We start from the raw sequence: 21,752 nt of genomic DNA, 5'->3' as shown, positions 1-21,752 counted from the left end.
TTCGGCATGAGTGCCGAGGTTCCCGCACGTCCCCGGAGACGACGACCTCGGCTGTCCGACGAGGCGGCCGAGCATGTGCGCGAGCTGATCGTCTCAGGTCAACTCGAGCCCGGACAGTTCATCCGCCCCGAGACGATGGCAGCCGAACTCGACATCTCCGCGACGCCGATGCGTGAGGGACTACTCACCCTGCAGAGTGAAGGCCTGCTGCGCGTCGAACCGCGCCGCGGTTTCATGGTTGCGCCATTGAGCGCCAACGACATCGAGGACGTGTTCGTCGGGCAATCGCTCCTCGCAGGCGAATTGGCTGCGCGCGCGACGTCACGGATGTCCGACGACGATCTCGACGCACTCGAGAAGATCCAGGCCGATCTCGAACATGCCGCTGACACAGCCGATTACGACGAGGTGGAACGACTCAACCATGAATTCCACCGGTCGATCTATTCGGCTGCCGACTCCGCGAAGCTGTCATGGATGATCAAGGGATCGCTCAACTACGCGCCGCGCCGGTTCTTCGCCTCGGTCGACGGGTGGCCGCAGGCGTCGGCCGCCGATCATCGGGCGATCATCGCGGGGTTGCGAGCTCGCGACGGCGAGGCCGCACGGGTGGCGATGATCGACCACATCAGGAATGCGGGACACCTCCTCGCCGCGCGGCGCTGAGGAAGGCATCGGGCTGACCGGGGCCCGGGCAACGACTTACGGATTCTGTGCAATCCGCCTACGATGAGGGCATGGCGGGCGAGGGCGAGACGAGTGTCGAGGTCGCGACCCGACTGTTCGACCTGTTGACCGATGCGCTCGAACGCAGAACCAGGGACCTGAGCATCGGCGGGTCGTCGACGCTGTTCAGTTTGTGGCGCTGGGGGCCGCGGCGCGCGACGAGTCTCGCCGCGCTCGAGGGTGTCAACCAGCCCGCCATGACCGCACTCATCGGCTCGCTCGAACGCTCGGGAATGGTCGAGCGTCGTCCCGATCCAGCCGACGGACGGGCATCGCTCATCGCGATCACCGACTCGGGTGCCGCCTACATGCAGGAGCGGGTGCGCGAACACGTCGACATGCTCGCAGTGGGAATCGACGCAATGTCGGAGCGTCGGAGGTCTGAATTGTTCTCGGCGACAGACGCTCTCGTCGAACTCGCCGAACGCCTTCGTGCCGACGACTAGCTCGCCGAGTCGTCGAGGAAATTCATCACCAGCGGACTGGCCTCTGCACGACACTCGTCGAAGTACGCGTGCCGGGCGCCGTCGAAGACGTGTGTCCTGGCGTCGGGTATGGCCGACGCCAGAATCTCGGCGTTGACGACCGGTGCGAATCTGTCGTCGGAGCCGTGGAGGATGAAGGTTGGCGCGGTGATCTCCGGCAGGTGGTCCCACGCATCGTGAGAGTCGCTGGCGCGCAGGTGTTGTCGTCGTGCACGCGGTGTCATCGTCGGGTCACCGAGAACCGTGTACGGCCCGGGGTTGGCCGCTTGCCATTCGGGCGTGTACATCAGGTCGGTCATGACCTGCGTGGCATCCGGACCCGCCAGTGCGCGACGGACCTCCGGATCACGTTCTCGCGCATGGCTTCCCCCGGGAGTGGTGCAGCCGAGGACGAGTCTGCGGACGCGATGCGGTGCGGAGATGGCGATCCACTGCGCGGTGCGCCCGCCCATGGATGTGCCGTAGATGTCGAATCGGCCGATCGACAACGCATCGAGCACCGAGAGCGCATCCTGCGCGAACAACTGCGTGCTGTAGTCGCCGTCGGGGGAATCGCTTGCGCCCGTGCCGCGGTAGTCGAAGGTGACGGTGGTGCGGTGGCGCGCGAAGTCGTTGCGGGTGCGGTCCCACCAGTGATGGTTGTTGGACTGACCGGGTAGGAGGAGCAACACCGGTCCGCTCCCGCGTACCTGTACGGCCAGGCGGGTGCCGTCGGAGGTACGGGCTGTTTCGTGATACTCCTGCACGGGCACCATTCTGACAGCACCGCTGGTCATGACCGGACCGCGGCGAGGATCTGCTGCGCACGTGCGACGACGGGGGGATCGACCATGTGGCCGTCGACCGCGACGGCCGATCCGTCGGCACGCGTGGCGTCGACGATCCGCCGTGCCCACGCGACCTCATCATCGGTCGGTGCGAGTCGGTCGTGCACCGCAGCGACTTGGCTCGGATGAATGCAGAGCTTGCCGCGCAAACCGATTCGTGCGGCGTATCCGACGTCGTCGGTGAGCTTCTCGGCGTCGCGTAGCGCCGTCGTGACCCCGTCAACTGGCGATGCGACCCGTGCCGCCGCTGACGCCAGCACCAGCGTCGACCGTGCGTGGAGTAGGGCCTCGCGGTCGTCGGGGTCGACGCCGAGTTCGGCTGCGAAGTCGATGGCGCCGAACGCGATCCGTGCGACACCGGGTGTCGCGGCGATACCTGGCGCGTTGAGCACACCGACCGCGGTTTCGATGAGCGGGATGACCGGTGCGTTCGACGCCGTGGCGACCCTCGAAACGATTTCCGACGCTTCGGCTTTGGCGATCATTGCTCCTGCCTCGGCTGCGTGGTTGATGCCCACAGCGCCGAGCATGGCGACGTCATCATCGAACCATTGCGTGTCTGCGCCGTTGATCCGGACAACGGCGGCGTGCCCGTCCGACAACCACTGGGCGACATCGGATCTCGCGGCATCCTTGTCGTCGGGAGCGACCGCATCCTCGAGATCGATCACGACGACATCGGCGCCCGCCGCCTCGGCTTTCGCGAAGCGGTCGGGGCGGTTTCCCGGAACGAACAGAAGGGTCCGGGCGGCACGGAGTAGATCGACGTTCATGCCAGCGCACCCCGCCCGGTGACGTGCACCGTGTCGGCACCACTGATGATCTGCAGCTCGACGTCACCATCGTCGCCCGAGGGTCGACCCTCGATGCGGAAGGTGTCGCCGAGGAACAGGGGCTTGCGGAGTCGGAAGTCGAAGCTGCGCAACGATTGTCCAGACCTCTCCCGCACCAGCTCGGCCAGGTAGGTCGCGAGAAGTGGGCCGAGAACCACGAGATCGGGATAGCCCTCGACCTGCGTCACGTACGGCTGGTCGTAGTGGATGCGGTGTGCGTTCGATGTGAGCGCCGAGTAGCGGAACAGCAGGGGAGCGCTGGGCGTCGGTTCCGCGGTCCACGCCGCGTCCGTCGGGCCGAGCTGCTCGGCCTCGCGCTCAAACGGGCGCGACGAGCCGGAGTCGCTGCGGTACACCAGGTCCTGATCCTCGATGAGTGCCGTCCGATCGCCCTGGAGGTACTCCGACCGTACGGTCACGAACAGCATGTCGCCTGTGCGGCCGTGCTTTTCGGTGACCGCGTGCAGACTTGTTCGTTTCTGTGTGGGTGTACCGAGGCGGAGTGGCTCGGAGATGCGGATCGACGACCCGGCGAACATGCGACGTCGGTCGGGGATCGGTGGCAGGAAGTGGCCGTCCGTCGGATGGCCGTCGGGGCCGAGTTCACCGGTGGGGGGCCACTCGGAGAAGTAGATCCACTGCCAGGTCATCGGGAGTGGTGAATCTGCGCTGAAGGAGTCGTCCAGATCGAGGGTCGCTGCCAATCGTGACGCCTGAGCGGGATCGAGGCCGTCGGTCTCGACGACGGGCTGCGGCGTCCAGTTCTCGACGTAACTGCTCAACGTGGTGGTCGCGGTGTCGGTCACGAGGTGCCTCCCTGTGCGGTTCCGGTCTTCTGTGTGGGTGTATCGAGCACTCCCGACGAGAGGAGCGCGTCGATGTCGTCGTCGGTCGCGCCCAACTCGCGGGCGATCGTGATGCTGTCGGCTCTGAGTGCCGGAACCGGGTCCATCCGCGCTTCGTCGCCGAATCCGATGGGCGGCAACAGAGCTCGTGTCGGTCCGCGCTCGGTGTCGACGCTGCGCCAGCGGTCACGGCCCGCCAGCACCGGATGGTCGAGGAACTCCGAGACGGTGTTGACGCCGCCGAAGGCGATCTTCGCCTGCTGGAGCCGAGCAGTGAGTTCGTCGGTCGTCATGCGACCGAAGTGCTCGGTCACCGCGGCGTCGACGGCGTCACGGTTGGCCACGCGCAGCGTGTTCGACGCGAACCGCGGGTCATCGGCGAGAGCGGCGTCGTCGAAGACGTTCTCGCACAGTCGTTGCCACTCCGGCTCGTTCTGGATGGCGAGGAGGAAGACGTGTCCGTCCGCGGCGGCGTATGGCCCGTACGGCGAGATGGTGGCGTGCGCCGCGCCGAAGCGTCCCGGTTGGCGACCCGCTCCCTGCGTGAAGTGTGCCGGCTGGCCCATCCACTCACTCAGTGCCTCGAACAGTGAGACCTCAAGGGTGGCGCCCTCGCCGGTGATCTGGCGTTGATAGAGCGCCGCGAGCACTCCGGAGAATCCGTACATCCCGGCAGCGATGTCGGCGACGGAGACACCGACCTTGGCGACGTCGTCGGGAGTCCCGGTCATCGATACCAGGCCCGTTTCACATTGCACCAGAAGGTCATACGCCTTGCGATCAGCCCACGGACCGGTGCTGCCCCACCCGGTGATCGAGAGCACGATCTTGCGTGGATCGCGCGCCCGCACCGCGTCGGCGCCGAGGCCGAGCCGCTCCGCCGCGCCCGGCCCGAGGTTCTGGACGATCACGTCAGCGCGATCGGCCAACTCGTGCAACATTTTTGCGCCCGACTCCGATTTCACGTCGAGTGCGATGGACTCCTTGGAGCGGTTGAGCCAGACGAAGTAGCTGGCGAGACCGTCGACGGATTCGTCATAGGCGCGGGCGAAGTCGCCGGTGCCCGGACGTTCCACCTTGATCACGCGCGCGCCGAGGTCGGCGAGCTGTCGAGTCGCAAACGGTGCTGCGACAGCGTGTTCGAGCGACAGGACCGTCACTCCGGACAGGGGGAGCATGCTCTCACCTCCGCGGTGATATTCGGGTGTGGTGATCAGATCAGATGTCGAGTCCGCCGCGCTTCACGAGCTGCTTGGCGATGACGTTCTGCTGGATCTCGTTGGTGCCCTCGCCGACGATCATCAGCGGTGCGTCGCGGAAGTACCGTTCGACGTCGTATTCGGTGGAGTAGCCGTAGCCGCCGTGGATGCGAACCGCATCGAGTGCGATCTCCATCGCGGTCTCCGAGCAGAAGAGCTTGGCCATGCCTGCCTCCATGTCGGCGCGTTGCCCGGTGCCGACGCGGTCGGCGGCGTCGAACAGCAGGCTGCGGGCCGCGGAGAGCTTGGTCCCCATCATGGCGAGCATGTTGCCGACGGCCTGGTGCTTCCAGATCGGTAAGCCGAAGCTCTCGCGGTCTTGCGCGTAGCTCAGTGCGTCGTCGAAGGGCGGCCCGTGCGACGCCGGTGGCTCGCGCGGCGACCTGGATGCGTCCCACCTCGAGGCCCTTCATCATCTGGGCGAAGCCCTTGCCTTCGACGCCGCCGAGCACGGCGTCGGCGGGCACGTGCGCATCGGTGAAGTTCAGCTCGCAGCTCTCGACGCCCTTGTAGCCGAGTTTCGGCAGGTCCTTGGAGACCTCGAAACCGGGCACCTTCTCGACGAGGAGGATCGAGACGCCGGTGTGCGCGGGCTCGGCCTTGGGGTCGGTCTTGCAGAGCAGCGCGACCAGATCGGACTTGCGGGCGTTGGAGATCCACGTCTTGGAGCCGTTGATCACGTACTCGTCGCCCTCACGGATGGCGCTGGTGCGCATGGCCTGCAGGTCGGAGCCGCCACCCGGTTCGGTCAGCGCCATGGTCGCGCGGATCTCGCCGGTCGCCATACGGGGCAGGTACTTCTCCTTCTGCTCCTCGGTGCCGAAGGTCAGGAGAAGCTTGGCGACGACGGTGTGCCCGCCCATCGCGCCCGCGAGACTCATCCAGCCGCGGGCGAGTTCTTCGGTCACCCGCGCGTAGCAGGGCATGGAGACCTGGGCGAAACCGTACGGCTCGGGGATGGCGAGCCCGTAGATGCCCATCTCCTTCATCTGCTCGATGAGGTCGTCGGGGTAGGTGTTCGAGTGCTCCAACTCCCGCACCACCGGCCGGACCTGCTTGTCGACGAAGTCGCGAACGGTCTTGATGATGGCTTCTTCTTCGACGCTCAGCGTGCTGGTCATGAGAACTCCTTCGATCCGTGTCTATTAAAAATAGTCTATAGAGTTTGCGAGGAGTTGTCATCACCGCATGCGCGCTGGGAAGCGTTGGAGAGTGGGGGAAGAGTTCGATGGTGCGCGGGGAGCGTCGAGGAGGTGTGTTGCCGGCGCGGTCGGGCCGGTCGGTGCTGCTCCTCGCGGGGCGCGGGAAGTAGGGGAAAGAACCCTTCCGTGGGTTTCGTGCCTTTTCTCGGGAAGCTGCGCGGGGAAGCGTCGACAAGTCGGGGAAAGAATCCTTCCCCTACTTTCGGCTGTGTGGGGTGAGTCTGTTGCTGGCGCCGTCGGGCCGGTCGGTGTGGGCCGCGCGGGGCGCAGGAAGTAGGGGAAAGAATCCTTCCGCGGGTTTCGTGCCCTTTCTCGAGAAGTTGCGCGGGGAAGCGTCGACAAGTCGGGGAAGAGTTCGACGGCGCGTGGGGAGCGTCGAGGAGGGGGTTGCTGGCGCCGCCGGGCCGGTCGGCGCCGCCTTCGCGGGGTGCAGGAACTAGGGGAAAGAATCCTTCCCCTACTTTCGGCCGCGGCGGATGAGGCTGTCGCCGAAGTTCGATGAGTAACGACGCCGGATAGGGCGCGATCGGCGTATGCCGTGGTCACAACTGCCTAACGACCCCACTGAGCATTTGGCGACGCTCGGCGCACGGCAGTAGCATTTGAGGCTGTTGTTATTGATGTGACTAAAGGGGCTGATGGTGCGACTTCGTGGAGTTCGGTGTGCGACGGCTCTGACCGCGCTCGCGGCTGTGATCGTCGGTGCCGCCACGATGAGCGGCATTGCCGCAGCCGACCCGACGCCCGTTCCGCCCCCGTCGAGCATCCAGACCGTCGTGCATGACACGCCGCTGCAGTCGACGCTGATCGTCTACTCGGCGTCGATGAACAAGGCGATCCCGGTCACGGTGCTGCATCCGAAGGACACCAGTAAGCCGGTAGCCACCCTCTACCTGCTCAATGGCGCAGGCGGAGGCGAGGATTCGGCAACCTGGGCCGCCAAGACGTCGTATGCACAGTTCTTTGCCGACAAGAACGTCAACGTGGTCACCCCGATCGGCGGTGCATTCTCGTATTACACCGACTGGCAGCGCGATGATCCGGTCCTCGGCCGCAACAAGTGGCAGACATTCCTGACCAAAGAACTTCCGCCGCTGATCGACAAGGAGTTCAAGACCACCAAGGCCAACGCGATAGCCGGCATCTCGATGGCCGGTACGTCGGTGCTCAATCTCGCAATCGCGGAGCCCAAGCTCTACAAGGCTGTCGCGGCCTACAGTGGATGTGCGCGAACCAGCGATCCGCTTGGGCTGCAATACATTCGGATGGTCGTGGGTGATCGCGGACGCGGAAACATCGTGAACATGTGGGGCGTCCCGGGCGGCCCGGGGTGGCAAGCGAACGACCCCTACCTGAACGCGGCCAAGCTGCGCGGCACGAAGGTGTACATGACAAGCGGCACGGGACTGCCCGGCCAATACGATCGGCTCGACTCGCCGCTGATCAACGGCGACCCGGTCACTCTCGCCAACCAGGTGCTGCTCGGAGGGGTCATCGAGGCGGCGGTCAACAACTGCACCCAGCAGATGGTTGCGCGCATGAAGCAGCTCCACGTTCCCAACAAGGTTCTGACCCGATCAGGCGGGACGCACTCCTGGGCATACTGGGAACAGGACCTCCACGACACCTGGCCGATGATCGAGGCAGATCTCAACGCCAAGCCCGCACCCGCTGCAAAGCCCGCACCGAAGAAGTAAGGTCGCGCTACGACGGGCCGTCGGCCCGGTAGTCGACGCTGCGCCCGACTGCTCGAGTCGGTCTTCTCGCTGACTTCTCACAGCCCGCTTCTCGTACCCCGCAGAGTTCTCACACCTCGCCGCCTCGTCAGGTGAGCAGACTGTGACGGCGGGGTCACGCACGGAAAACTCTCTGCAACAGCCGCTTCCTATCGTCGTAGACACATCACGTCGCGCCGCCGATTGTCGCGACACCTCAGCCCCATCGCAGGAAGCGGCACCCCCCATGAGTTATGCGTACACCCGTAAACACCACATCACCGGATGGGACCCGGAAGACCGGCAGGCCTGGGACGCCGGCGGCGCACAGATCGCCAAGCGCAACCTGGTCTGGTCGATCATCTGTGAGCACATCGGCTTCTCCATCTGGTCGCTGTTCTCGGTGATGGTGCTGTTCATGTCGCCGAAGTACGGCATCAGCCTCGACCAGAAGTTCGCCATCACGGCAACGGCCACCCTCGTCGGTGCCTGCCTGCGCATTCCCTACACCCAGGCAACTGCCAAGTTCGGTGGCCGTAACTGGGCCATCTTCTCGGCAATCGTGCTGCTGATCCCGACCACCCTCGTGTTGATACTGATGATGAATCCGGGCAAGTTCGGGTTCGGTTGGTTCCTCTTTGCCGCAGCGCTCACCGGCCTCGGCGGCGGCAACTTCGCGTCGTCGATGACCAACATCAACGCGTTCTTCCCGCACCGCCTCAAGGGCTGGGCACTGGGACTCAACGCAGGCGGCGGCAACATCGGTGTCCCGGTGATCCAGTTGATCGGGCTGTTGGTCATCTGGTTGGCGTCCGACAAGCCGGAGATCGTGTGCGCCATCTACCTCGTCGCCCTCGCATTCGCCGCCATCGGTGCCGCGATCTACATGGACAACCTCGACCACCAGACGTCGAGCTACCGCTCCATGGTCGATTGCCTGAAGTACCGCGACACGTGGTTGATCTCGCTTCTCTACATCGGCACGTTCGGCTCGTTCATCGGCTTCAGCTTTGCCTTCTCGCAGGTCCTGCAGATCAGCTTCAAGTCGTCCGGCGTCGGTAATGCCGCACTCGCTGCAGCCCAAATCGCTTGGATCGGACCGCTTCTCGGTTCCATTGCGCGTCCCTACGGTGGCAAGCTCGCCGATCGCTTCGGTGGTGGCCGCATCACCTTCGTGTGCTTCCTCGCGATGATCGCGTCGGCGTCGGTGCTGGTGATCTCCGGAATGGCTGCCGACGCACACGCACATCACAAGATCGGTACCGCTCAGCTGATCGGATTCATCGTCGGATTCATCCTGCTGTTCCTAATCTCGGGAATCGCCAATGGTTCGGTCTACAAGATCATTCCGACCGTCTTCGAGCACAAGGCGCGCAACCTCACCGGCCTCGACACGATGGGCCATGTGGTCTGGTCGCGCAAGATGTCCGGTGCGCTCATCGGTATCGCGGGTGCGGTCGGTGCACTCGGCGGCGTCGGCATCAACCTGGTGCTGCGTTCGAGCTACAAGGCCAATCAGTCTGCGACGGTTGCCTTCTGGGTGTTCCTCGGCTTCTATGTGATCGCCGCGATCATCACCTGGGTCTTTTACGCTCGACGCGAGATCGTGCTCGAGGAGCGCGAGACCACCGACATCGCGGTCGATTCGACGGTCGTCGACGACGCTCCCGCGGCCACCATCCCGGCAGCGGAACCCGCGAAGTGACCCCCGAAATGGATTCGGCGCCAACGATGGACACGCGCACCTGTGTGGTCGTCGGCCACGGCATGGTCGGCCACCGATTCGTACAGGAACTCCGCGAACGCGACACCGCGAACCAGTACCGGGTGATCGTGCTGAGCGAAGAACCGGTCGCTGCCTATGACCGGGTCGGGCTGTCGAGCTACGTCGGGTCGTGGGACTCAGCGTCGATGTCGCTGCCCGACAACACCTACGCCGGAGACGGCCTCGTCGAGCTCCGACTCGGCGAGTCCGCCACCACCATCGACCGCGAGCAACGTCGGATCACCACTTCGGCGGGCAACGAGATCGACTACGACACAGTAGTTCTCGCCACCGGCTCGTACCCGTTCGTCCCACCGGTCGACGGCAAGGACAATGCGCGTAGCTTCGTCTACCGCACCCTTGCCGACCTCGACGCCATCCGCGCAACCGCCGAGACTGCCGGACCGGGTGCGCCCGGTGTGGTGGTCGGCGGCGGGCTGCTGGGACTCGAGGCAGCCAACGCACTCCGGTTGCTCGGAATGACGCCGCACATCGTCGAATTCGCGCCCCGACTGATGCCACTGCAGGTCGACGAGGGCGGCGGTGCGTTGCTGGCATCGCTCGTCGGCGACCTCGGTCTGCATGTGCACACCGGGGTGTCGACGACGGCCATCGCCGACGCCGAAGACGGTTCCCTGGCGGTCACCCTGTCGGACGGGACCATCCTCGACGCCGCGCTCGTGGTGTTCTCCGCGGGTGTCCGACCACAGGACGCGCTCGGTCGACAGGCCGGCCTCGACGTCGGTGAGCGGGGCGGAATCATCACCGATACCGGCTGTCGCACAAGCGATTCGTCGATCTGGGCGATCGGTGAGGTCGCCGCGGTCGAGGGTCGCTGCTACGGCCTGGTCGCTCCCGGCTACACGATGGCCGAGATCGCGGCGGACGGCATCCTCGGTGCCGCCGAGGCGACGTTCCCCGGCGCCGACATGTCGACGAAGCTGAAACTGCTCGACGTCGACGTCGCGAGCTTCGGCGACGCGATGGGTGTCACCGAGAACGCACTCGAGATCGTCTACTCCGATCCCGTCGCGGGTACGTACAAGAAGCTCGTGCTCTCCGACGACGCGTCGACCCTGCTCGGCGGCATCCTCGTCGGTGATGCCGACGCCTACGCGATGCTGAAACCGATGGTGGGGCGCGAGATTCCGGGCGATCCGTCGTCGCTGATCGCGCCGGCGGCAGGTGAAGGCGGCGGGATCGGATTGTCGGCACTGCCCGACGACGCCGAGATCTGTTCGTGCAACGGCGTTTCCAAGGGAGCGATCTGCTCGGCCATCGCCGACGGTGCGTGCTCGGTCGCCGACATCAAGGGGTGCACGTCGGCGGGCACCATGTGTGGTGGTTGCGTGCCGTCGATCACCAGACTCCTCGCCGACTCCGGCGTCGAGTTGTCCAAGGCGCTGTGTGCTCACTTCACACAGTCGCGTGCCGAACTGTTCTCGATCGTGGCGGCAACCGGAATCCGCACCTTCTCCGAGTTGATCGCCCGCTTCGGGACCGGGAGTGGCTGCGAGATCTGCAAGCCGACCGTCGCGTCGATCCTGGCCTCGACGTCGAGCGATCACATCCTCGACGGCGAGCAGGCCGCGCTGCAGGACACCAACGACCACTTCCTGGCCAATCTGCAGAAGAACGGCACCTATTCGGTCGTTCCGCGGATGCCCGGTGGCGAGGTGACCGCGGATCAGCTGATCACGATCGGTCAGATCGCCAAGGATTTCGGCCTCTACACCAAGGTCACCGGTGGTCAGCGCATCGATATGTTCGGTGCGCGCGTCGAGCAGCTTCCCGAGATCTGGCGTCGGCTCGTCGACGCCGGGATGGAATCGGGCCACGCCTACGGCAAGAGCCTGCGGACGGTGAAGAGCTGCGTCGGTTCGAGCTGGTGTCGCTACGGCGTGCAGGATTCGGTGGCGATGGCGGTCCGTCTCGAACATCGCTATCGCGGGTTGCGCTCACCACACAAGATCAAGCTCGGTGTGTCGGGGTGTGCCCGCGAGTGCGCTGAGGCACGCGGCAAGGACGTCGGCGTGATCGCGACCGAGAATGGTTGGAACCTCTACGTCGGCGGAAATGGCGGCCAGAGTCCAGCGCATGCAAAGCTTCTCGCCTCCGGACTCGACGACGAGACGCTGGTGCGCTACATCGACCGCTACCTGATGTTCTACGTCAGGACCGCCGACCGGTTGCAGCGCACCGCGCCGTGGCAGGAGAGCTTCGACGGAGGGCTCGATCGGTTGCGGGAGATCGTCTGCGACGACATCCTGGGTATCGGAGGCGACCTCGAGGATGCGGTCGCCAGGCACGTTGACGGCTACCGCGACGAATGGGCCGCAGTGCTCGACGATGAGGACAAACTGCGTCGCTTCGTGTCCTTTGTCAACGCCCCGGAGACTCCCGACCCGACCATCGCCTTCGACGACTCGTCGGGCCGCAAGGTCCCGGTGCTGCTCGGAACGCCCACACGATTCAAGGAGACACCACCATGACCGCGTTGGACGACGCCGTAAGCACCTGGGTGCCGGTGTGCGCCCTCGACCAATTGACCGTCGGCCGTGGTGTCGCTGCACTCGTCGGCGGCACGCAGGTCGCGGTGTTCCGCCTGTCCGATGGTGAGGACACACTGCGCGTCGTCGACAACATCGACCCCTTCGGTCGGGCTGCGGTGATGTCGCGCGGGCTCATCGGCGACAGGAACGGCGAGCCCACCGTCGCATCGCCGCTGCTCAAGCAGGTGTTCTCGCTCGATACCGGTGCGTGCCTCGACGATGAGTCACAGGCCCTGCAGACGTATCCGGTGCGGGTGGTCGACGGCACGGTCGAGATCGGGATCATCGAGATCAGCGATACCCGATGACACCCTCCGACTCACCCACTGTCACGGCGACTCCGGACAAGACCCTGACCGGCTTCACCGTCGGCATCACAGCGGCGCGGCGAGCCGACGAGTTCGCCGCTCTGCTCACACGTCGTGGCGCCGAGGTCATCCATGCCCCTGCCATTCGCATCATCCCGCTCATCGACGACGACGAGCTTGAGCGTGCCACCGAGTCGATCCTCAAAGAACCGCCAGACGTCATGGTGGCGACCACCGGAATCGGATTCCGGGGTTGGGTCGAGGCGGCTGACGGGTGGGGACTCGCCGACGACCTCGTGGACACACTCGGTGGGGTTCGGCTGCTCGCGAGAGGTCCCAAGGCCAAGGGCGCCATTCGTGCGGCCGGCCTGCGTGAGCAGTGGTCGCCACCCAGCGAGTCGTCGAGCGAGCTCATTCGCGAGCTACTCGACGAGGGAGTCGCGGGACTGCGGGTCGCCGTACAGCTCCACGGTGCGACGACGAGTTGGGAGCCGCTACCCGACCTGTGCGACGTGCTGCGCGAGGCGGGTGCCGAGGTCGTCCCGGTTCCGGTCTACCGCTGGACTCCGCCGGACGACACCGACCCGATGGCTCGGATGATCGACGCCGTCATCAACCGCGACCTCGACGCCGTGACGTTCACCAGCGCGCCTGCGGTGGCGTCGATGCTCGGTCAGGCGCATCGCACCGGTGCACTCGAACCATTGCTGCACGCCATGCGCACCGCGGTACCTGCGATGTGCGTCGGCAATGTGACTGCGGGGCCCCTGCATGCGCTGCAGGTTCCCACGGTGCAGCCCGCCCGCTTTCGTCTCGGTGCGCTCGTCAGACTGATCGCCGAGGAACTGCCGCGTCGTGCGAGTGTGCTCCGCGTCGCCGGGCACGACCTGAGCCTTCGGGCGTCGGGCGTCGTCGTCGACGGCTGCTTTCACTCGGTGACGGGTTCGAGCATGGCGCTACTGCGCGTGCTGCATCGTGTTCCGGGACAAGTCATCTCGCGCAAGGCGATGCTCGACGAACTCCCCGGCGGAGGCACCGACACCCACGCCGTCGAGATGGCGGTCACCAGACTGCGCTCGGCGCTGGGCGATTCGAAAATGATCCAGACGGTGGTCAAGCGTGGATACCGCTTGGCTGTCGACCTCGAATATGACGAGAACGATTCCGATGAAGCCTGAACACACCGCTGCCACCCGTCCGCAACCCATCCTCGTGGCACACGGCACCCGCTCGGTTGCGGGAGTCTCGACCGTCGGACGCATCGCCGAACTCGTGGGGGAGCGCGTGGGGACGACCCGCGTGGCTTTCGTCGACGTTCTCGGTCCGTCACCGTCGGAACTGCTCGCGCAGACCCCGGGACCGGCGATCATCGTGCCTGCCTTTCTTGCCGCCGGATACCACGTCCGACGCGACATCCCGGAGCACATCGAGGCCAGTGGCCATCAGCGGGTCACATTGTGCGACAACATGGGCCCCGACCCGATGCTCGCGGTGCTGATGCTCGAGCGACTGCGCGCCGCAGGCTGGCGCGATGGTGACGCCGTGGTCATGGCCGCCGCCGGATCGTCGGACCCGCTCGCGCTGGCCGACGTCGAGACCGCCGCTCGTCAGCTCGGAGAGCTGATCGACGACGACGTGTCGGTCGGCTATGTCGCCACCGCGACCCCGCGCGTCCCCGACGTGGTGTCGGCGACGCGCAGGTCACGGCGGCGTCGGGTCTTCATCGCCGCATACCTGTTGGCGCCCGGGTTGTTTCACTCCCGCCTGAGCGAGTATGGCGCCGACGGCGTTGCCGCACCGATCGGCGCGGACTCGCGGGTGGCCGATCTGATCGTCGCGCGGCTCACCTCCGCGGGTCTGCGCGACTCACAGTCGCGACCAGCCCGTGTGAGAACCATGTGATCGACCGGTAACGCGCATTCATGGCATCGGAAACAATCGGCTCCAACCATGGAGTCATGCCCGCGACCTCCACCGTCGACTCGCTCTGTGCTTACTGCGGGGTGGGGTGCGGGATGGTGCTGCACGTGTCGACGCCCGACGGCGCAGGACTTCCGCTGGTCACCAAGACCACCGGACGTAAGGACCATCCGACGAACTTCGGGCGGTTGTGCACCAAGGGATCGACCACGTCGGACATGCTGGCCGCGCCGGGACGGATGGAGAAGGCGTCGATCCGGACCAGCCGGGACACCGACCGGGAGTCGGTCGGAATCGACGAGGCGATCTCCTTCGCCGCACGCCGGATGCGGGCGATAGCCGACGAGCACGGCCCGGATTCGGTTGCGGTGTACGTGTCGGGCCAGATGTCGACCGAGGCACAGTACCTGTCGAACAAGTTCACCAAGGGCTATTTGCGCGGCATCAACATCGAATCCAACTCGCGACTGTGCATGGCCAGCGCAGGCACCGGCTACAAGCAGTCCCTCGGCGCCGACGGCCCACCCGGCTCCTATCAGGACTTCGAACACGCCGACCTGTTCTTCGTGATCGGCTCCAACATGGCCGACTGTCATCCGATCCTGTTCCTGCGCATGATGGAACGGGTCAAGGCAGGCGCGAAGCTGGTCGTCATCGATCCACGACGCACCGCCACCGCGGCCAAGGCCGACCTCTACCTGCAGGTCAAACCCGGCACCGACCTCGCCCTGCTGAACGGTCTGCTGCACCTGTTGATCGAGGCCGACAACGTCGATCACGACTTCGTCGAGAGCTACACCGAGGGTTTCACCGCGACCAAGGAGTTCGTCTCCGAGTACACGCCAGCATTCGTCAGCGAGACCACCGGCATCCCCGAGGCCGACATCCGCACGGCCGCAACGTGGATCGGCGAATCCACGAACTGGATGAGTTGCTGGACAATGGGACTCAACCAGTCGATCCACGGCACCTGGCATACCAACGCGCTGATCAATCTGCACCTGGCCACCGGCGCGATCTGCCGCCTCGGCAGTGGCCCCTTCTCGCTCACCGGACAGCCCAACGCGATGGGCGGACGCGAAATGGGTTACATGGGGCCGGGTTTGCCCGGCCAGCGGGCGGTGATCTCCGAGGCCGACCGTGACTTCTGCGAGGACACCTGGGAGGTGCCACGCGGCACCCTGCGCAGTGAGGTCGGGACCGGCACCATCGACATGTTCGACCAGATGGCCGACGGCAAGATCAAGGCCTGCTGGATCATCTGCACCAATCCCATTGCCAGCGTGTCCAATCGGTCGCGGGTCATCGACGCATTGCAGCGCTGTGAGCTGGTGGTGGTGCAGGATGTGTTCGCCGAGAACGAGACCCTGCCATACGCCGACGTCGCACTGCCTGCCACCCTGTGGACCGAGTCCGACGGGGTGATGATCAACTCCGAACGCAACCTCACCCTCTTCCAGCCCGCCGTCGCGCCACCCGGCGACGCGCTACCCGACTGGCAACTGATCTGCCGGATCGCCACCGAGATGGGATACGGCGAAGGATTCTCCTTCGGATCGGCCGAAGAGGTGTTCGAGGAGATCAAGCGTTTCTGGAATCCCAAGACCGGGTGGGACATTCGCGGTGCCAGCTATGCGCGTCTCCGCGAGACCGCGCTGCAGTGGCCGTGCCCGCCCGACGACGACGCCGACCGCCACCCGATCCGCTACCTCAACGACGGCCGTAGCCAGACCAAGGTGGTGCGGGCCGACGGCACCACACCGGAGTTCGTCTTCCCCACCCCGAGCGGGCGGGCGATCTTCCACGCCCGACCATGCCTTCCGCCCGCCGAGATGCCCGACGACGAGTTCCCCCTGGTCCTCAACACCGGACGGCTGCCGCACCAGTGGCACACCATGACCAAGACCGGGCGGGTGGCCAAACTCAACAAACTCAACCCGTCACCGTTCGTCGAGATCCACCCCGACGATGCGGCCGCTCTCGATGTGGCCGAAGGGGATTCGGTGCGCGTCCGCTCGCGGCGTGGTGCCGCGGTGCTGCCTGCAGTCCTCACCGACCGCGTACGCCCCGGCAACTGCTTTGCCCCGTTTCACTGGAGCGACATGTTCGGTGCTGACGTCACCATCAACGCCGTCACCAACGACGCCGTCGACCCGGCGTCGCTGCAACCGGAGTTCAAGGTCAGTGCCGTGGCATTGGAGAAGGTCGCCGCAGCGCCGACCTCTGATACACCCGCATCGGCGCAGGCCCGGGCCGATGTCCCGGCGTCGTCTCTTGCTGTGACCCTGGGGCTTTCGGCCATCACGCCGCCTGCACTATCGAGCACCGAACAAGCCTATGTGGCAGGCGTGCTGGCCGGTCTGCAGAGCGAGGCGTCGGTCGCAGGCGTACCGCTGCTGCCGCCGGAGGCGCCGCTGTCCGAACAGAATCGCGCCTGGGTGAATGGTGTTCTCGCCGGGGCATTCTCACGATCGACGTCCACCACGGGCGGGCCGCTGACAGCAGCGCCGGAGGAACAGGCTTCCGCACCGACCGTCGAGGTGCTCTGGGCATCGCAGACCGGTACCGTCGAGGACTACGCGCCGACGGTCGCGCAATCGCTGGCCGCGCAGGGTTATTCGGCCGCCACCAAAACTCTCGACGAGGCCGGACTGGCGTCCCTCACCCCGGAGAGCACGGTACTGATCGTCACCTCCACCACCGGAGACGGCGATCCCCCGGACAATGCCACATCCTTCTGGGACCAACTGTCCGGCGACGATGTCCCACCGTTGAGCGGCGTGCGGTACGGGGTGCTGGCCTTCGGCGATCCCAGCTACGACGAATTCTGCGGCTTCGGACGCAAACTCGACGACCGGCTGGCCGAACTGGGAGCCACTCGTCTCCTCGACCGGGTCGACTGCGAACCCGATTTCGAGTCGACGGCACAGGGCTGGCTCGACGCCGTGTCCGGTGAACTGGCCACCGCGCTGCCGTCGGCGAGCGCCCCTGCGGAAGCTCCGCCGGCGCCGGCCGCGCCGATCTCCTACGGTCGTAAGAACCCGCTGGTGACCTCGCTGGTCCGGAACACCCGCCTCAGTGGCGACGGATCAGCAAAGGATGTGCGGCAGTTCGGTTTCGCGCTGCCCGAGAACACTCTGACCTACGATGCCGGCGATGCCCTCGGGGTGTGGCCGCGCAACAGCCCACCACTTGTCGAGGCGTTCCTGGAGACCTCGGGGCTCGACGCCGACACGGTGGTCACCGTCGGCGGGGACGACATGCCGTTGGATATTGCCCTGCGTGAGCGTCTCGAGATCGCGAAGATCAGCCCCGGTGTCCTCGAATTCGTCTGCGACCGGGCAGCATCGGCGGATCTGCGGTCGATGCTGGCGCCGGAGAACAAGTCCGAACTCGACGACTGGCTGTGGGGCAGGCAGATCGCCGACCTGCTCACCACGTTCCCGATGCGTGCTTCGGCGACCGACTGGCTGTCGAAGCTGGCACCGATGACTCCCCGGCAGTACTCGATCTCGTCGAGTCCGCTGGAGAGCCCCGACGAGGTCCAATTGACCGTGTCGGCAGTGCGCTACAACCTGCACGGCGTCCCGCGCCACGGCGTCTGCTCGACCTACCTCGCCGACCACGCCGCCGACGATGACATCCGAATCTGGGTGCAGCGCAATGCCGGCTTCTCGCCGCCCGAGGATCCGGACGCCCCGATGATCATGGTCGGCCCGGGTACCGGCATCGCTCCGTTCCGCGGGTTCCTGCATCACCGTCGGCTACTGGGTCATCGTGGGCCGAACTGGTTGTTCTTCGGGGAGCAGCACGCGGCCACCGACTTCTACTACCGCGACGAACTCGAGACGATGCTCGCCGACGGGTCGTTGGACCGGCTCGACGTCGCATTCTCCCGCGATCAGAAGTCGAAAGTCTATGTGCAGGACCGGATGATTGAGCACGGTGAGCAGCTCTGGCGATGGCTGTCCGACGGTGCGCACTTCTACGTGTGCGGCGATCGGACACGCATGGCCCGCGATGTCGACGACGCGCTGACCCGGGTCGTCGCCGAACACGGTAAGTTGTCCGGCCCCAGCGCCGAGGCATATGTGAAAGCCCTTGCCGCCGATAAACGTTACGTGCGTGACGTCTACTGAAAGGTGCCCTGAGACCTCATGAGTGACAGCAGCACACCGCGATTTCTGCAAGGCCTGTTCGCGTTCAAGGGAGCCGGATTCGAGACCCTCGTGGTCATCGACGACTCGCTCACCCTGACCGTGCCCGACGGCTCGACGCTGCAGGCGGTCTACTTCCGTGGCGGCAACAGCAGCGATGAGATGATCACGATCGCGTTGATGCATGACGGGAAGCCGGTGCGCTACTTCCCGATTGCCGCCCAGGGCGGTACCCACGTGCCGCTACGGCTGGTGGAGGATTTTCTGGAGGGCGCGGAGATATCCCTGGCGCTGGCCGCACCCACCTCCGCGTCGGGCACCGTGGTCATCGACCTCGGCGTGGTGGAGTTCTGATGGCGCAGGAGTCTGCGATGACCCGACAATCGCTGGTGGTGGTGGGCAATGGCATGGCAGGCGCCCGCGCCATCGAGGAGATCCTGGCGCGTGGCGGAGCAGATCAGTTCGCCATCACCGTCTTCGGTGACGAACCGTATGGAAACTACAACCGCATCGCGCTGTCCCACGTGCTCGCCGGCTCCGATGCGCCCGACGACATCTACCTGAACGCCGTCGATTGGTACGGCGACAACGGAATCGATCTGCGGGCCGGGGTGCGGGTGGTCCGCATCGACCCGTACGCGAAAGTCGTGCTCGCCGATGACGGTTCGCGGGTGGCCTACGACAAGTTGATCATCGCCACCGGCAGCCGTGCCTTCTTCCCGCCCATCGAGGGGCTGTGGGTCGACGACACCACGCAGCTGAGCGGCGTATTCGGCTTTCGCAGCCTCGACGACACCACGGCGATCATCGCCCACGCCGACGACGCCCAGCATGCGGTGGTCATCGGCGGCGGACTACTCGGACTCGAAGCGGCACACGGTCTTTACGGCCGCGGTGTGGCGTCGACGGTGGTGCATTCCGGCCCCATTCTGATGAACGCCCAGCTCGACGAAACCGGTGGTGCGGTGTTGCGCAGCGCGATCGAGTCGACCGGCGTCACCGTGGTCACCGGTAAACGCACCGTCACAGCCTTCGCCGATGACGAGAATGCCATCACCGGAATCGGATTCGCCGATGGCGAGCAGATGGAGTGCGATCTGCTGGTGCTGGCCACCGGCATCCGACCCAACGTGGGGCTGGCCCGCGGTGCCGGACTGACCGTCGAACGCGCCATCGTCGTCGACGACCACATGCGCTCGATCGACGACGACGACATCTACGTGGTCGGCGAATGCGCGCAGCACCGTGGCCAGGTATACGGACTCGTCGCACCCCTGTGGGAGCAGGCCAAGGTCCTGGCCGATCACCTCACCGCAGCCAATTCGACTGCCGCATATCATGGTTCGCGGACCTCGACGAAACTCAAGGTCGCCGGCGTCGACGTCGCCCAGATGGGCGTCAAGGCACCCGAACATGCCGACGACGAGTACCTGCAGTTCTACGAGCCCCGGCACGGCGTCTACAAGACGGTGGTGATCCGGGAGAACAAGCTCGTCGGCGCCACCCTCGTCGGCGACGTCAGCAAGGTCTCGTTCCTGATGCAGGCCTTCGATCAGGGAACCGAACTCCCCGACGAACGCATCTCGCTGATGTTCGACATCGGAACACCCGACGCCGCAACGGGTGTCGAGGAACTCTCCGACGATGCCCAGGTGTGCAACTGCAACGGTGTCGACAAGGCGACCATCGTCGGGTGTGTCGCGGGCGGCACCACCTCGGTGGCAGGCGTGATGGCCGCGACCCGCGCCGGAAAGGGCTGCGGCTCATGTAAGGGTTTGGTGGCGCAGGTCGTCGAATGGGCCGCAGGCGACGCGGTCACCGAGGACCCGTCGGCCAACTGGTACGTTCCCGCAATCCCGTACGAGAAGCCAGAACTCATGCGGCTGATCCGCGAACTCAAGCTCTACTCGGTGCGTTCGGTGTTCGCTGCCCTCGCGCCGGACGGCAAGGAGGATGCGAACTCCAAGATGGGGTTGTCGTCGCTGCTGGAGATGATGTGGGGTTCCGACTTCATCGACGAACGCGCCGAACGTTTCATCAACGACCGTGTCCACGCGAATATCCAGCGCGACGGTACGTTTTCCGTTGTGCCGCAGATGAAAGGCGGCGTGACCAACGTCGAGCAGTTGCGCAAGATCGCCGACGTCGCGGAGAAGTACGACGTTCCGCTCATCAAACTGACCGGAGGCCAGCGCATCGACCTGCTCGGCCTGCGCAAGGAGGATCTGCCCAACGTGTGGGCCGATCTCGACATGCCGTCGGGGTATGCGTACGGCAAGAGTTTCCGCACGGTGAAAACCTGTGTGGGAAGCGACTTCTGCCGGTTCGGGGTGGGCGACTCGACGGCGCTGGGCATTGCTCTCGAGGAGCGGTATCAGGGCATAGCGGGTCCCGCGAAGATGAAACTCGCGGTCACCGGCTGCCCGCGCAATTGTGCTGAAGCGCTGTGCAAGGACTTCGGCGTCGTCGCGATCGACGGCGGCAAGTGGGAGATCTACGTCGGCGGTGCCGCAGGCGCACACATCCGCAAGGGCGATCTCTTGGCGACCGTCGACAGTGCCGACGAGGTCATGACACTGGCCGGCCGCTTCCTGCAGTACTACCGCGAGAGCGCGAAATGGCTCGAACGCACCTACGCCTGGGTTCCGCGCTACGGCATCGAGAAGATCAGGGCCGTCGTCGTCGACGACGCGGAAGGCATTGCGCAACAACTCGATTCCAACATGCAGCGCTCCGTCGACGCCTATCGGGATCCTTGGCAGGACGGCAAACAGCCTGCAACTCCCGGGCAGTTCCGTTCGGCGCTACCGCTGCTGCCGCTCCCGCAGGTGCCGGTCCGATGAGCGAGATAGCAGTCGGCAACATCGCCGACATCCCGCAGGGCGAGGGACGGGCATTCGGTATCGACGGTGCGCAGATCGCGGTCTTCCGACTGCGCGACGATTCGCTGCGCGCACTCGACGCCGTCTGCCCGCACCGCGGCGGGCCACTGGCCGACGCACTGATCGACGACTGTGTCGTGGTGTGCCCGTTGCACAATCACACCTACGACCTGGGGACCGGTGACGAGATCGCCTTCGGCGGCAGCGGAGTCCGTGCGTACGCGGTGCGCGCCGACGAGTCGGGCACGATCACCGTCGACCTGGGCTGATCCGGTA

Annotated in this window: 16 protein-coding genes and 1 pseudogene; 12 read left to right on the top strand and 5 right to left on the bottom strand. The window is 65.6% G+C overall.

Annotated features, from left to right (window positions below):
• The first annotated feature begins 6 nt into the window (after window positions 1–6).
• Window positions 7–666 carry a GntR family transcriptional regulator gene (locus A5766_RS02065; protein WP_039856306.1) on the top strand — a complete coding sequence of 220 codons (660 nt, stop codon included), beginning with the start codon at window positions 7–9 and terminating at the stop codon, window positions 664–666.
• Between the two features lie 71 nt (window positions 667–737).
• On the top strand, window positions 738–1,172 hold the full coding sequence (locus A5766_RS02060; protein WP_039856308.1) for a MarR family winged helix-turn-helix transcriptional regulator: 435 nt from the start codon (window positions 738–740) through the stop codon (window positions 1,170–1,172).
• On the opposite strand, the gene A5766_RS02055 is transcribed toward A5766_RS02060, so the two are convergent.
• The 5 genes and pseudogenes from A5766_RS02055 to A5766_RS02035 form a co-directional block, all read right to left on the bottom strand.
• Window positions 1,169–1,987 carry an alpha/beta fold hydrolase gene (locus A5766_RS02055; RefSeq protein WP_064903192.1) on the bottom strand — a complete coding sequence of 273 codons (819 nt, stop codon included), beginning with the start codon at window positions 1,985–1,987 and terminating at the stop codon, window positions 1,169–1,171. The genes A5766_RS02060 and A5766_RS02055 overlap by 4 nt on opposite strands.
• Window positions 1,984–2,811, bottom strand: coding sequence for an HpcH/HpaI aldolase/citrate lyase family protein (locus A5766_RS02050; protein WP_064903187.1), 828 nt, complete (start codon window positions 2,809–2,811; stop codon window positions 1,984–1,986). The genes A5766_RS02055 and A5766_RS02050 overlap by 4 nt, the downstream gene beginning before the upstream one ends.
• A complete protein-coding gene (locus A5766_RS02045; protein ID WP_064903183.1) occupies window positions 2,808–3,677 on the bottom strand; it encodes a hypothetical protein in 870 nt (289 codons plus the stop codon). Before A5766_RS02045 ends, A5766_RS02050 begins: the two co-directional genes overlap by 4 nt.
• Window positions 3,674–4,894, bottom strand: a complete 1,221-nt coding sequence (locus tag A5766_RS02040) for a CaiB/BaiF CoA transferase family protein (protein ID WP_064903180.1) — start codon at window positions 4,892–4,894, stop codon at window positions 3,674–3,676. Before A5766_RS02040 ends, A5766_RS02045 begins: the two co-directional genes overlap by 4 nt.
• A gap of 40 nt (window positions 4,895–4,934) precedes the next feature.
• Window positions 4,935–6,096: pseudogene (locus A5766_RS02035) on the bottom strand (acyl-CoA dehydrogenase family protein).
• 719 nt (window positions 6,097–6,815) lie between these two features.
• On the opposite strand from A5766_RS02035, the gene A5766_RS02030 reads away from it, so the two are divergent.
• The 10 genes from A5766_RS02030 (at window position 6,816) to A5766_RS01985 (ending at window position 21,745) form a co-directional block, all read left to right on the top strand.
• On the top strand, window positions 6,816–7,874 hold the full coding sequence (locus tag A5766_RS02030; RefSeq protein ID WP_064903178.1) for an alpha/beta hydrolase: 1,059 nt from the start codon (window positions 6,816–6,818) through the stop codon (window positions 7,872–7,874).
• Between the two features lie 265 nt (window positions 7,875–8,139).
• Window positions 8,140–9,597 (top strand): nitrate/nitrite transporter, encoded by a 1,458-nt coding sequence (locus A5766_RS02025; protein ID WP_064903175.1) that lies wholly within the window; start codon window positions 8,140–8,142, stop codon window positions 9,595–9,597.
• 8 nt (window positions 9,598–9,605) lie between these two features.
• On the top strand, window positions 9,606–12,149 hold the full coding sequence (gene nirB / locus A5766_RS02020; RefSeq protein ID WP_064903173.1) for a nitrite reductase large subunit NirB: 2,544 nt from the start codon (window positions 9,606–9,608) through the stop codon (window positions 12,147–12,149).
• Complete coding sequence (nirD, locus tag A5766_RS02015) at window positions 12,146–12,517, top strand: nitrite reductase small subunit NirD (RefSeq protein WP_005204060.1); 372 nt, start codon at window positions 12,146–12,148, stop codon at window positions 12,515–12,517. Before nirB (A5766_RS02020) ends, nirD begins: the two co-directional genes overlap by 4 nt.
• A complete protein-coding gene (locus tag A5766_RS02010; RefSeq protein WP_005204062.1) occupies window positions 12,514–13,695 on the top strand; it encodes a uroporphyrinogen-III synthase in 1,182 nt (393 codons plus the stop codon). Before nirD ends, A5766_RS02010 begins: the two co-directional genes overlap by 4 nt.
• Entirely contained in the window at window positions 13,685–14,419 is a 735-nt protein-coding gene (locus A5766_RS02005; protein ID WP_064903170.1) for a sirohydrochlorin chelatase, read from the top strand. The genes A5766_RS02010 and A5766_RS02005 overlap by 11 nt, the downstream gene beginning before the upstream one ends.
• A 20-nt stretch (window positions 14,420–14,439) precedes the next feature.
• Window positions 14,440–18,576, top strand: coding sequence for a bifunctional nitrate reductase/sulfite reductase flavoprotein subunit alpha (locus A5766_RS02000; RefSeq protein ID WP_064903167.1), 4,137 nt, complete (start codon window positions 14,440–14,442; stop codon window positions 18,574–18,576).
• A gap of 18 nt (window positions 18,577–18,594) precedes the next feature.
• On the top strand, window positions 18,595–18,948 hold the full coding sequence (locus A5766_RS01995) for a hypothetical protein (RefSeq protein ID WP_005204068.1): 354 nt from the start codon (window positions 18,595–18,597) through the stop codon (window positions 18,946–18,948).
• A 17-nt stretch (window positions 18,949–18,965) separates the two neighbouring features.
• The gene (nirB, locus tag A5766_RS01990; RefSeq protein WP_039855013.1) at window positions 18,966–21,437 is read left to right on the top strand and encodes a nitrite reductase large subunit NirB; all 2,472 of its coding nucleotides are present in this window, start codon (window positions 18,966–18,968) and stop codon (window positions 21,435–21,437) included.
• On the top strand, window positions 21,434–21,745 hold the full coding sequence (locus A5766_RS01985; RefSeq protein ID WP_005204072.1) for a Rieske (2Fe-2S) protein: 312 nt from the start codon (window positions 21,434–21,436) through the stop codon (window positions 21,743–21,745). The genes nirB (A5766_RS01990) and A5766_RS01985 overlap by 4 nt, the downstream gene beginning before the upstream one ends.
• The last annotated feature ends 7 nt before the right edge of the window (window positions 21,746–21,752 follow it).

It is taken from the genome of Gordonia sp. 852002-51296_SCH5728562-b (genome assembly GCF_001665475.1).
GTDB lineage: Bacteria > Actinomycetota > Actinomycetes > Mycobacteriales > Mycobacteriaceae > Gordonia > Gordonia sputi.
This window is presented reverse-complemented; position numbering and strand designations above follow the sequence as displayed.

Coding starts and splice junctions, on each gene's coding strand:
- A5766_RS02065 (WP_039856306.1), top strand. CDS start 7: ATGAGTGCCGAGGTTCCCGCACGTCCCCGGAGACGACGACCTCGGCTG.
- A5766_RS02060 (WP_039856308.1), top strand. CDS start 738: ATGGCGGGCGAGGGCGAGACGAGTGTCGAGGTCGCGACCCGACTGTTC.
- A5766_RS02055 (WP_064903192.1), bottom strand. CDS start 1,987: ATGACCAGCGGTGCTGTCAGAATGGTGCCCGTGCAGGAGTATCACGAA.
- A5766_RS02050 (WP_064903187.1), bottom strand. CDS start 2,811: ATGAACGTCGATCTACTCCGTGCCGCCCGGACCCTTCTGTTCGTTCCG.
- A5766_RS02040 (WP_064903180.1), bottom strand. CDS start 4,894: ATGCTCCCCCTGTCCGGAGTGACGGTCCTGTCGCTCGAACACGCTGTC.
- A5766_RS02030 (WP_064903178.1), top strand. CDS start 6,816: ATGGTGCGACTTCGTGGAGTTCGGTGTGCGACGGCTCTGACCGCGCTC.
- A5766_RS02025 (WP_064903175.1), top strand. CDS start 8,140: ATGAGTTATGCGTACACCCGTAAACACCACATCACCGGATGGGACCCG.
- nirB (WP_064903173.1), top strand. CDS start 9,606: ATGGATTCGGCGCCAACGATGGACACGCGCACCTGTGTGGTCGTCGGC.
- nirD (WP_005204060.1), top strand. CDS start 12,146: ATGACCGCGTTGGACGACGCCGTAAGCACCTGGGTGCCGGTGTGCGCC.
- A5766_RS02010 (WP_005204062.1), top strand. CDS start 12,514: ATGACACCCTCCGACTCACCCACTGTCACGGCGACTCCGGACAAGACC.
- A5766_RS02005 (WP_064903170.1), top strand. CDS start 13,685: ATGAAGCCTGAACACACCGCTGCCACCCGTCCGCAACCCATCCTCGTG.
- A5766_RS02000 (WP_064903167.1), top strand. CDS start 14,440: ATGGCATCGGAAACAATCGGCTCCAACCATGGAGTCATGCCCGCGACC.
- A5766_RS01995 (WP_005204068.1), top strand. CDS start 18,595: ATGAGTGACAGCAGCACACCGCGATTTCTGCAAGGCCTGTTCGCGTTC.
- nirB (WP_039855013.1), top strand. CDS start 18,966: ATGACCCGACAATCGCTGGTGGTGGTGGGCAATGGCATGGCAGGCGCC.
- A5766_RS01985 (WP_005204072.1), top strand. CDS start 21,434: ATGAGCGAGATAGCAGTCGGCAACATCGCCGACATCCCGCAGGGCGAG.